Genomic DNA, 11,388 nt, shown 5'->3' with positions numbered 1-11,388 from the left:
GGTCGGCCAAAGATTGGTGGACGGCTGGCCTGCCCCCTGAAAAGTGGTCCTCCCTGAAGTAGGCTTTGGAGCCAGATGGAGGACAAAGGAATGCCCCAGAAGAAGCATAAGCCCGAAGAGATCGTCGCGAAGCTGCGGCAGGTCGACGTGTTGGTATCGCAGGGCCGGTCGGTGGCCGAGGCGGTGCGGTCGATTGGCGTGACACAGTTCACCTACTACCGGTGGCGACAGGAGTTCGGCGGCCTCAAGACCGATCAGGTGAAGCGGCTGAAGGAGTTGGAGAAGGAGAACGAGCGGCTCCGGAAGGCGGTCTCCGATCTGACTCTGGAGAAGCTGATCTTGCGCGAGGCCGCCTCGGGAAACTTCTGAGCCCCGCCCGCCGTCGTGCCTGCATCGACCACGTCCGGCAGAAGTTCCGCGTCTCGGAGCGGTTCGCCTGTCGCGTGCTCGGGCAGCATCGCTCGACCCAGCGGAAGGTGCCGCGCGGAAGGGTCGATGAAGACGCGCTGACCGCGGACATCATCGCGCTCGCTTCCCAGTACGGACGCTACGGCTACCGGCGCATCACGGCACTCCTTCAGGAGGCCGGCTGGGCGGTGAACGTGAAGCGCCCCTCTCGGCAGATTTGCATTGCAAATCGCCTGCCGGGCAATGGTCGAGCGGATATGGCGGCGGGAGGGGCTCAAGGTTCCCCAGAAGCAACCGAAGAAGAGCCGGCTCTGGCTCAATGACGGGTCGTGCATCCGTCTGCGGCCCGAGCGTCCGAACCACGTCTGGTCCTACGACTTCGTCGAGAGCCGGACCCACGACGGAAGGAAGTTCCGCATGCTCAACCTGATCGACGAGTTCACCCGGGAGTGTCTGGCAGTCCGGATCGACCGGCGACTGCGATCGACGGACGTGATCGACGTGCTGTCTGACCAGTTCATCCTGCGCGGTGTCCCGGATTCCATCAGGTCGGACAATGGCCCTGAGTTCGTGGCGAAGGCTGTGCGGGAATGGATCGCCGCCGTCGGCGCGAGAACCGCCTACATCGAGCCGGGGTCACCTTGGGAGAACGGCTACTGCGAGAGCTTCAACGCCAGGCTCCGCGACGAGCTGCTCAACGGCGAGATCTTCTACAGCCTGGCCGAGGCGCAGATCGTCATCGAGAGCTGGCGCCAGGTTCGTGTAGAAGATCCTCGACGTTGCGCAGCGAAAGCGGGAAGCGGACGTAGAGCATCACGGCCAGGCGGATGATCTCGGGTGACGTCTTGAAGTACTTGAAAGCCGATCGTTTGGGCATCGCAGCAGGGTAGGCGGGACGCCGCGCCGTCTCAACTCAAGTTCTTATGACGATGCCCTTGAAGGGGCTGCGTTGCGTCATCGGGCGAGGGTAGTCCGGCACGATCCTGTCTCAAGGCAAGTTCTTCTGACATTACGGTTCTGTCTCTCTCTCCGGAGAATCATCCAGGGGTGTGGATAATCATGTCGCTGTCGAGTATCTACATCGGCGCAAGGGCAGGGGTTTATACGCTGGGCGTCAGCGCCATGCTGGCGGTGGCTTACTACCTTCTGTTCGTCAGGTTTCTCGACATCCCTCTTCCCGTGGGGATTTGGCCCTCGCTCATCGGCTGACGCGACCGCAAGCCCGGCCGGACGGCCGGATGCATCCCTCGAGACATCGCCCTTGAGGCACCGGAGACCAACATGGACGGACTTGCCATCGCCTTCGACATCCTCACCACCACCCCCGCGGTCTTCGCGGCGCTGGCTGGCGTGGCCTGGGGCATCGTCGGGGGCGCGCTGCCAGGGATTTCTCCGTCGATCGCGCTGGCTCTCCTTCTGCCTTTCACCTACGGGATGGACCCGACCACAGCAATAATCCTCCTCGGCGCCACGTATGTCGGCGCGGAATACGGTGGCTCGATCCCCGCGATCCTCATCAACACTCCAGGCACCAACGCGGCGGCAGCGACCGTGATCGACGGGTACTACATGCACCGCGAGGGGCGTGGCGGAGAGGCACTTGGCATCTCGCTCCAGTCAGGTGTCATCGGTGGTATCGTAGGCATCACCTTCCTGATCCTGTTCACCGAGCCCCTGTCCCGCGTGGCTCTGGCCTTCAACTTCCCGGCTTATTTCGCGCTCGGCATCCTGGGGCTGACGGTCATCGTCTCGCTGTCCAGCGGATCGCTCATCAAGGGCATGATGACGGCGACGCTCGGTCTGATGATCTCGACCATCGGGACCGATCCGATGTCCGGCGTCACCCGCTTCACCTTCGGACAGCCCGAGCTTCTCACCGGGGTGGAATACGTGATCGTCATGGTGGGCGTATTCGCGATCTCGGAGCTGATGATGACGGCGAACACCCCCGACTGGGGAAAGACGGACGCCCGACAGACCCGGATCAAGCTGCCGTCCTTTCGCCAGTGGCGGAAGCTCTGGCGCGCTCAGGGCATCGGCAGCGGTATCGGCGTCTTCGAAGGCGTGATGCCGGGGGCGGGCGGCTCGATCGCCGCCTTCATGTCGTACAACGAGGCGCGGCGGTGGTCGAAGGAACCCGAGAAATTCGGCAAGGGGTCCGAGGAGGGGATCGCGTTCCCTCGTCCTCGGACTGGTACTTGGGTATCCGGTCGAGTCCAACTATCGGCGCTCGCTTGAACTGACAGCCGGAGACCACCGGATATTCTGGGAAACGCCGATCTCGTTCTGGCTGCTGGCGACCGCTGGGGTCTTTGTAGCGGGCTCGGCCATTCGAGACGTGATGCTGGCGCGAAAGGCAACCCGACAGGCCGTGGAGGAACCTTCCGCATGAGCATCGTTTATTCCGTCCGGCCCTGCCGTCCAGAAGCGCGGCCCGCGCCCGAAGAGCAGTTGGCCTGGGCACGGGCCGACCTCGCCGCGAGCAACCGCCCGCTCGACGCCGACGCCGCAGCCCTCGCCGGGTGCCGGCTGATTGACAACATGGCGATCGCCGTCGCTTCCCTCGACCGGTCACCCGTCGCCGCTGCACCGCATCTCGACCTGGAAAGCTTCGGCCCCCGGGCACGCCTCGATGGCGCACTTGCCGATGTGCGCTCGACCGACCGCGCGATGCGGGGCGTGACGGCACCCTCGCCGATCTACGAGGGCGACTACGGCATCCTCGCGGTACTGCTCGGCGGGCAGGAGGCGGAGGTGACCTTGCCGGGGCAGGGCGAGCCTTGCCGCGCCATCCTCGATACCCTGACCAAGGCACATTCCGCCGGATACCACGGTCAAGCGATCATCGACCTGGCACTGAGACTGCACGGGCAACTGGGCGACCTTTACCAGGTGGAAACGATCACGATCCACACCAAGCGCATGACGCATGTGGTCATGGGCTCGGGCTCCGGCGATCCAGATAAGTGGGACCCGCGCGCCTCGAGGGAGACGCTCGACTATTCCGCGCCATTCCAGTTCGCCCGCGCGCTGGTCGACGGGGACTGGCACCACGACCGAAGCTACGATCCTGCGCTCATCTCGGATCCCGCCTTCGTTCGGCTATGGGGCAAGGTGCGGACCGTGGAGGACGAGGAATGGAACCGCAGGTTCGCCGCCGTCCGGCCGATCGACAAGGATCACGGCGGCCGAGCAGTCATCCGTTTCGCGGACGGCCGCGAGCAAGCCGAGGAGCTGGCCGTGGCGAATTCCCATCCGCGTGGCGCCTCTCCCTGGGAGTTCGAGGACTACCATCGCAAATTCAAGACCCTGACCGAGCCCTTCCTGTCGCAAGAGAAAGGCGAGCGGTTCGTCGTTGCGGCCCGCGATCTGGCGAAGCTCTCCACGGCGGAGGTGCGAATCCTCGGCGTCGAGGCGGACCTGCGTCCCCCGGCGGAGGGGGCGAAAGGACTTCTGGACCGGTCGCCCGCATGAACCCCATCAGCCCGCACGAGGTCATGGCCCGGCTCCGCGCGCCGACGGTCGATGAGTGGGCGTTCCTCGACCTTCGCGTGAGAGCAGAGGCGGCGAACGGGCATCCCTTCGGCTCCACCAACGTTCCTTTCGGCCGACTTCACCTTGAGATCGGCCGCCTCGTCCCCCTTCCAGCGACCCCGCTCGTCCTCCTCGACGGTGGCGACGGTGTAGCCCGGCGCGCGGCCGAGCGTCTCGAAGCCCTCGGACGGCGGCACATCTCCATTGTCGCGGGCGGCATCCCGGGCTGGCGTTCCGCGGGCCTGCCGCTGTTTGAAGGGGAACATACCTTTTCCAAGGCGTTCGGTGAGTGGGTGCAGCACCGCTTCGGCGTTCCGGACATTGGACCCGACGATCTGGCGGCCCTGATCGACGGGGATCAGCGGCCCCTTCTCATCGACGGGAGACCCCTTGAGGAGCATCGAAAGTTCACTCTTCCCGGTGCCATCAGCTGTCCGAATGCGGAACTCGGACTGAGGCTCCCTTCCTTCGCCAAGCCGGGCAGGACCATCGTGGTACATTGCGCCGGTCGCACACGCTCGATCATCGGCGCCCAGACGCTGCGCGACTTCGGTCTTCCGAATCCCGTCGTTGCGCTTCGGGACGGCACACAGGGCTGGGAGTTGTCCGGCAGACACCGGGAGTTCGGAGCAGACCGCCTAATTTCTCCGCCCTCGACCGAGGCAGTAGACGCTGCCAAGGAGATGGCGAGAAGGGTGCTGCTGTCAGAACGCGTCCCGGAGGTGGATGCGTCAGAACTTGGCCGGTGGGCGGAAGATGAGAAGCGCACGACCTACCTTTTCGATCCGCGTGAAGAGGCTGAAGAGAAACCCGCCGCTGGCTTCCGCAGTACGCCCGGTACAACGCTCGTCCAGCAGACCGATCGGTTCATAGCGGTCAAGGGAGCCCGGGTGGTTCTTTGGGATCCGGAGCTCGTTCGAGCTGCGTTCGGCGCGCTGTGGCTCCGAAGATTGGGATTCGAGGCCTATGTCCTGACCGAATCGCCGACCCTGCTTCCCGTGCAGGAAGAGAGCAGGTATCCGAAGTCCTTTGACGAAACCTCGGGGGACCCGTCGTCCGAGGCAACTACGCCATTCGCAGGCCGCCATCTTGGGAACCTCGACGATGCGCGCGCCTATCTCGCTTGGGAGACCGGTCTCCTCGGGCGACTTGAGGCGGACGGACTTACCCCTTGGGACAAGATTCACGAGACGTTACGTTGAGCCCCAGAGGCAGGTGGACACGAGCAAAGGGTATGTGGCTCAAGGGGAACCGAAAATGAGCCCATTGTCCGCATGCATATCGGAAGAGCGCGCGAGACGCGGGGACAGTCAACATCGGCCCCGAAGCGGACGTTCGTCGATTCCTCGGCGAAAGTCGGCTTTCAGCCTCTCCCAGACGTTCGCTCCGTTCGCAGCGTGCGTCTGCCCCCCACAACAGGCCCAGGTGGCGTCCGCACTGGAGGGATATCTAACCACCCCTTCCGCCGGCTTGGGGTCTGCCGGCGCGTCTATGCCTCGTAAACGTCGAACGTCGGCGGCCTGAAAGGCGACAGCCAAGCAAACGTGTGCTGCCGAGAGCGTGCGGCCCCGCCCAACGCCTGCCTATGTCGCTGTGGTGGTACTCGCCAGAGTCTTACATCCTTTAAGCATCAGTTGCCTTGTCGGCTGACGAGCTCTTAGGTTTGCCCTCCAGACCCAACTTCCGCGTCCATTCTTCAACGTCCTCCCGGCTCCCGATGGTGTCATCGACCAGTCCCTAGACTATGACCGTTGGCGGAGCATGAATTCCGTTCTGCCGTGCGAAGCGTGAATGGCGCTCGAGAAGGGTAAGCGCTTTCGGTTGAACGAATGCGGCGCGCAGATCGACACCGGAAACCTCGACGACACGATCCAAGATATTGTTCGGCGACAGAGCCAGGTTCGCGCCGCGACAGTGATCGGTCGCCACGAAGGCCTCACGATGGACGAAAACCGAGACCATGACGCGCCACGCCGCCTGCGGCTCGTCCGGCAGAAGCGTCGGTCGCAGGAGGGTAGGGCAGAAGCCGCACCGTCTCAACTCAAGTTGCTCTGACAAGACCGTAGTACGGCTTGAAGGCCTTGCAAATGTCATCTTCTTCGTTCGCGAAGTCGAAGACGAAGGTGCGTGCCTTGCCTGGCGCCGCGCCCGTGGGAAGTTATGCCGCGGCCGTGGGAGGTTAGGTGGTGATCGACGCGAGCGACAGCCGTCGGTTGACGTAGAGTGTCGACAGAGCCACGGCCCTCTGATAATCCGGCGGGCGGGGTCGCGGGTCATCCGCGGCAGGACACGATGATGGCCATGGCTGCAGATCCAGATCTGTTCTCGGACTTCACGCTGATCGGAGTCGACCGGCGCGATGGGTATCGTTCTGGCGTTGAGCCTGATCGTCGTCGGCGCGCGCTGCCGCGCGATTCGCCCCGGTGTCGGCGCCGCGTCGTCGCAGGCCTTCGTGCACCCCGGGCTGCGGGAGCGCGCGCTAGACCTTCTCGAGGCCGGCTTGCCGCTCGAGCGGGTTCTGTGCAAACTAGCGGCAGGCGACAGCCACCGGCCTACCGCCAGATCGCTATCCTGCGCGCCGACGGCGTCAGCGCGGTGGTCTCGGGCGAGGCGGTACTTGACCGGCAGGGGACGCACGCCGTCGAGAGTGTCGCAGCAACCATAAACAACCTGCGAGGCCCCAACGTGCTGTACGCCATCGAGGCCGCCTGTCACGAGTTCGCGGGGGGACTGGCTGGATGATAGGCTGGTCAGCTAGGGACGGATTGGGTGGACGGTCTGTGCGCGCTCTAAGAGGACTACCGGCCGTTGATCCCCTACTATCTGGACCGGGTGGACAACCCGTCGCTGCCGCCTTTGGCCGAATGACTGGAACAGCAGGCGGGAGGGCTTTGGAAGCGGGGGTGGTGTCGGCAAGCGAGGGGCAACCATGAAGGTGCTGTTCACGGGCGCGAGCCACTGGCACCTACCGCTGTTCAGCGCGCCGCTGCGCAGAGTGGAGGGTGCGCGGTTGGTCGCGGTCACCGACCCCGATCCGGCCCGGGCCCGGGAAATCGCGGCGCGCGAGGGCTGCGCCTGGGCAGCCACGCCGGAAGAGGCGATTGCCCAAGACCGGCCGGACCTGGCTTTTGTCCTGGGTCGCCACGCGGATATGGCGGCCGCCGCACACGCGATGATCGACGCAAACATTCCCTTCGTCATCGAAAAGCCCGCCGGGCTGACGCTTGGCGAGGTCGAGGGACTGGCCGACGCGGCGGCGGCGAAGGGGCTTTTCGCCGCGGTGCCCTTCGTCATCCGCAGTTCGGGCTTCATGGCGGCGGTTCGCGAGCTGCTCGTGGACGAGCCCGCGCTCTACGCCGGGTTCCGTTTCAATGCCGGACTGCCACAGCGGTACCGCGACGCGGGCTGCGGCTGGATGTTGTCGAGGGCGTTGTCGGGGGGCGGGGTGTTGACAAATCTAGGCGTCCACTTCCTGGATCTCATGGCGGAAATTTTCCCGGATGCCGCGCCCGAAGCGGCCTCGGCCAACTTCGCCAGCCTTTCGGGCGAGGGCGACATCGAGGATTACGCCGCCGCCACGTTCCATTTCGGGCGGGGGATCGGGCTGGTCGAGACAGGCTATCTATACCCTGCGCCGACCGGAGTGTTCGACCTTCACTTCTCGGTCCGTACCGCGGGACATTACATCGCCGCCACCGGCCCCGGCGTCATCGAGATTACCGATCTGGACGGCCGGCAGGAGCGGCGCGCGGCCACGGTGACCAACATGGAGGAATATCCCGCCTTCGTCGCAGAGGTGGTGCGGCGGGTGCGCGACGGGCTGCCGCCGGTGGCGGGGCTGGCCGACATGGTGCGCGTCATGGGGATGATGAACGCTGCCTATCGGGCGGGCGGGATCGACAGGGGCCAGTGACGCGGAACATGAAGTTTATAGTGGGCACGCGATCACGGTTCACACGGCGCCGGTCGATGCTCTGGGAGAGCGATGAACTTGGCGGGCAAACGAGGCGGCGCCTTAGGGATCGTTCAAGGGGTTCAGGACAATGAAGCCATAGTTGCTTTTGTCGAGCGGCGTTTCCCCGTCCACCGTAGCTACTGGGGCTTGAAACCGGCATTTCGCTGTTCGACCCCACGGAGGTGCGCTAACCGTGCTGGAGACGCCGCACGCCGGGCGTCCGGGTATGGCTTCAACGACCGCCATTGCAATCGGCAGGGCCGGTTCTGGATATCAACGATGGACAGCCTCGAGCGCGACGCGCTGGGGGCGCTGCGATGATTGCGGTCTAGTTCATCAAGTGGACGAAGGAGTCGTTGTCCCCAACTGGCTGCGCTGCCGCCGGACGGCCGTGTCATGTACTTCTCGGGCGAACGGGGCCGGTGGTCTGGCGATACGACCTGGCCCCCGCGACAGGCGAGGCCGCCAACGGACGGGTCTTTGCCGAACGAGACTACCCTCGCGAAGGAACAGCTAACGTCACAGTGCTGTCGCTGGACGTAGGTGTGGCGGCGCTGGTGCAGATCCCATTCGCGTACTGACCGCGTGGCGCCCGGGGCTGAGGCGCAGGGCACTTGTCGACAGAACTGCCTGTCTGCGGTCGCCGCGCCTGCACGTCAGCGCGCTGTCCTGCCAAGCCGAGACCGCTATCAGACACAGTCGGAATCTGCTGCAAGCGGCGCCAGTAGTCCTGTTTTCTCCTAATCCTCGATGTGCCGAGCGGCGCCCGAATGCCGCGTGCACAGACGATGCGAAAGATGACGAGCGATCTTTTGTGTCGACAGAAGGAAATTGCCCATGTTAATCAAGGACAGATCAGTCGGCAGGATCGCGCGCGCGGGTAGGCTCGCGGAGCCATCCGTCGGCCGCCCAGATTTATAACTGCCCGGACGGCGGGCGCTGCAGGATGGGAGACCACAGATGAGTGCGACTTTCTCGGGGACACTCGAATATCTTCGTGCGCCGCTTTTGAGAAACATCACGTCGGGGAGCCGTGTGCTGGTCCTGTCCGACACTGCGCACGACCCCCGCGTCTGGCAGGCGGTGATGACCATTCTAGCCGATATCGGCGCTGAGGCTACGGTCGCGCTGTTCGAGCGGCGGCCGGCGGACTACTACAATCCGCCAGAGGCCGTGTGCGAGGCGATGATGAAGTCGGACTTCAACATCCTCCTCGCCTCGACCGGGATGCTGCATTCGCCGGCGAACTTCCGGGCGATGGAGGCGCGGATTCCCGCGATCTGCATGGACGGCGGCATGACGCTGGAGATGTTCCAATCGGGGGCGGTTACCGACGACATGAAGATGATTGCACTGCGCAAGCACTATGTCGCCAAGAATGTTTTTGGCGCGAACGCGCAGGAATGCCGCGTCACCTCGCGCCACGGCACGGATTTCACTTATTCCGTGAAGGACCGGATCACACAACCGCCGCTGCCTGGGGACGATTTCGATTCCTTCAAGATCGTGGATTTTGCCCAGGACGAGAACCGACCCGGAAACAACCTGTATTACTACCTGTTTCCCACCGGAGAATTCAATGTGGCGCCGGTCGAGTATTCCGCCAACGGCAAGCTGGTGATCGATCTGACGATGCACCACATCGGCCGGGTATATTCGCCAATCGAGCTGACGGTGAAGGATGGGCGCGTGATATCGATCGACGGAGATGCCGACGCGCGCATTCTTCGCGACTACCTCACCGCCTATGGCGACGACAACGCCTACATGTGTCCGGCCGAAGCCTCGGTGGGCGTCAACGCGAAGGCCGTGGTGCGCGGCATCCAGCGCGAGGACAAGAATATCATGGGCACCATGCATTTCGGGCTGGGCACGAACGTGGACGTCGGCGGCTCGATCAAGTCGAACATCCACATGGACGGGGTCATCTTGCACCCGACGCTTTATGTTGACGGGACGAAGCGGATCGAGGACGGCAACTTCCTGGTGCCAATTGAAAGCGACTGATGCCTGTCAAACTGAACCATCGCGATAGCGGGACCGCCGGTGCGCCGGTGGTGCTTCTGCATCCCGTCGGGTTGGACCTGACGTCGTGGGACGAGGTCGTGTCGGTGCTAGCGCAGAGCCACCGCGTGATCGCCGCCGATCTGCGCGGGCACGGGCAGTCTCCGCGCACACCGCGCAGCACCGACATCTTCGACTATGCCGCGGACGTGGCCGCCTTGATCGAGGATTTGGGGCTTGCTCCCTGCACCGTGGTTGGGGTGTCCTTCGGCGGCATGATAAGCTTGGCGCTGGCAATCTCGCGGCCCGACCTGCTGCGCTCGGCCGTGGTGTCGGCCTGTCCCAACACCATCCCCGAGGCCGCGCGCCCGTTGCTCGCTGCGCGCGGTGAGGCGGCCGAGGCGGAAGGCATGGACGCGGTGTTGGACGAGAGCCTCGAGCGTTGGTTCTCGCCAGGCTTCATGGGCGCGCCACAGGTTTTACGAGTGCGCGAAAGGCTATTGGCCGACGATCCCGAGGACTGGAATGCCGGGTGGCAGACGATCTCTCGCCTGAACCTCGGGCCGCGGCTGGGCGAGGTTGCGGTGCCGGTCCACTGCATCCACGCCGAGGAAGACAAGGGCGCCTCGATCGACGCACTGAGGTCGACGGCGGAAGGGGTGCCGGTTGGCACGCTTGAGATCATCGCGGGCGCGTCGCATATGGTGCATATAGAGTGCGCGGCCGAGTTCGCCGCGCTGCTGAAGGCGCATCTGGCCGAGCAAGCGGTCTAACGTCGTGCCGCGACCTGCCGCAGAAACGGGACAAGCGCCGCCGCGAAGGCCTCCGGCGCCTGCTGCGGCATGAAATGACCTCCCGGTTCAATCACTTCGACCCGCGCATCGCGAGACATGGCCCGAAGCTTCGAGAGATGCCAGTCGGGGAGGACCGCATCCTGACCGCCGGGCGCGAGGAGGAGGGGGCACTTCAGTGCGCGGATCGCCCCCGTCACGTCGGCGCCGCAGATGCCATGCGCCAGGTCGGCGTATACGTCGGCGCCCATGGCGTGCAGCCCGTCGCGGAAGCTGGCCACCGCTTCGGGGAGGTCGAGCCCGGCGAAACCGCGCGATATCACTTCGTCCTCGATCGCGGCAATGCCGCCCTCGAGGGCCCGCTCGGCCCGTCCGGTCAACGCGGCGCTGGCGGCGGCATCGACCTGCAGCATAGGGTTCGCCATCACGAGGCCAAGGGCGCGCGGGCCGAGGCGGGCGGCCGCCTCGGCCGCGATCAGCGACCCGACGGCACAGCCCGCCAGCACCACCGGCCCCTCCGCGCCGATCTGCGTCATCAAGAGGTCGACGTGATCGCCGAGCGTGGGCGGAGCCGGATGGCGCGGTACTCCGCCGATGCCGTATTGCGCGGGCGCGAGTATGTCACCGCGATAGTCGAGGCATGCGCGCATCGGCGCCCACATATCCGGATCGGCCCCTAGCGCATGAACAAGACAA

9 protein-coding genes and 3 pseudogenes are annotated in these 11,388 nt (G+C 64.8%); 10 read left to right on the top strand and 2 right to left on the bottom strand.

The annotated features are described in order from the left end of the window. Positions 1-90: 90 nt before the first annotated feature. A pseudogene (locus EF888_RS14990) lies at positions 91-1,164 on the top strand (IS3 family transposase); the annotation flags it as partial. On the opposite strand, the pseudogene EF888_RS22280 reads toward EF888_RS14990, so the two are convergent. Further along, positions 1,160-1,285: pseudogene (locus EF888_RS22280) on the bottom strand (IS6 family transposase); the annotation flags it as partial. The pseudogenes EF888_RS14990 and EF888_RS22280 sit on opposite strands and share 5 nt — an antisense overlap. 182 nt (positions 1,286-1,467) lie before the next feature. Here EF888_RS22280 and EF888_RS21905 point away from each other — a divergent pair. The 9 genes and pseudogenes from EF888_RS21905 (at position 1,468) to EF888_RS14945 (ending at position 10,674) form a co-directional block, all read left to right on the top strand. Further along, the gene (locus tag EF888_RS21905; RefSeq protein ID WP_164721712.1) at positions 1,468-1,617 is read left to right on the top strand and encodes a hypothetical protein; all 150 of its coding nucleotides are present in this window, start codon (positions 1,468-1,470) and stop codon (positions 1,615-1,617) included. Between the two features lie 72 nt (positions 1,618-1,689). Next, the gene (locus EF888_RS14980) at positions 1,690-2,646 is read left to right on the top strand and encodes a tripartite tricarboxylate transporter permease (protein WP_206508332.1); all 957 of its coding nucleotides are present in this window, start codon (positions 1,690-1,692) and stop codon (positions 2,644-2,646) included. A gap of 150 nt (positions 2,647-2,796) precedes the next feature. Next, a complete protein-coding gene (locus EF888_RS14975; protein WP_109761198.1) occupies positions 2,797-3,882 on the top strand; it encodes an MmgE/PrpD family protein in 1,086 nt (361 codons plus the stop codon). Beyond that, complete coding sequence (locus EF888_RS14970) at positions 3,879-5,144, top strand: rhodanese-like domain-containing protein (protein ID WP_109761199.1); 1,266 nt, start codon at positions 3,879-3,881, stop codon at positions 5,142-5,144. The genes EF888_RS14975 and EF888_RS14970 overlap by 4 nt, the downstream gene beginning before the upstream one ends. 589 nt (positions 5,145-5,733) lie before the next feature. Continuing rightward, positions 5,734-5,997 carry a hypothetical protein gene (locus EF888_RS14965; protein WP_109761200.1) on the top strand — a complete coding sequence of 88 codons (264 nt, stop codon included), beginning with the start codon at positions 5,734-5,736 and terminating at the stop codon, positions 5,995-5,997. Between the two features lie 304 nt (positions 5,998-6,301). Then, positions 6,302-6,684: pseudogene (locus tag EF888_RS22640) on the top strand (DUF1028 domain-containing protein). A 187-nt stretch (positions 6,685-6,871) separates the two neighbouring features. After that, the gene (locus tag EF888_RS14955) at positions 6,872-7,855 is read left to right on the top strand and encodes a Gfo/Idh/MocA family protein (RefSeq protein ID WP_109761202.1); all 984 of its coding nucleotides are present in this window, start codon (positions 6,872-6,874) and stop codon (positions 7,853-7,855) included. A gap of 1,002 nt (positions 7,856-8,857) precedes the next feature. Further along, positions 8,858-9,904 (top strand): aminopeptidase, encoded by a 1,047-nt coding sequence (locus tag EF888_RS14950; RefSeq protein ID WP_109761203.1) that lies wholly within the window; start codon positions 8,858-8,860, stop codon positions 9,902-9,904. After that, on the top strand, positions 9,904-10,674 hold the full coding sequence (locus EF888_RS14945) for an alpha/beta fold hydrolase (RefSeq protein ID WP_109761204.1): 771 nt from the start codon (positions 9,904-9,906) through the stop codon (positions 10,672-10,674). The genes EF888_RS14950 and EF888_RS14945 overlap by 1 nt, the downstream gene beginning before the upstream one ends. On the opposite strand, the gene EF888_RS14940 is transcribed toward EF888_RS14945, so the two are convergent. Next, a complete protein-coding gene (locus EF888_RS14940; RefSeq protein WP_241239683.1) occupies positions 10,671-11,342 on the bottom strand; it encodes an alpha/beta fold hydrolase in 672 nt (223 codons plus the stop codon). The two genes, EF888_RS14945 and EF888_RS14940, sit on opposite strands and share 4 nt — an antisense overlap. Positions 11,343-11,388: the final 46 nt, after the last annotated feature.

It is taken from the genome of Silicimonas algicola, from assembly GCF_003970735.1.
In the GTDB taxonomy this organism is placed as follows: domain Bacteria; phylum Pseudomonadota; class Alphaproteobacteria; order Rhodobacterales; family Rhodobacteraceae; genus Silicimonas; species Silicimonas algicola.
This window is presented reverse-complemented; position numbering and strand designations above follow the sequence as displayed.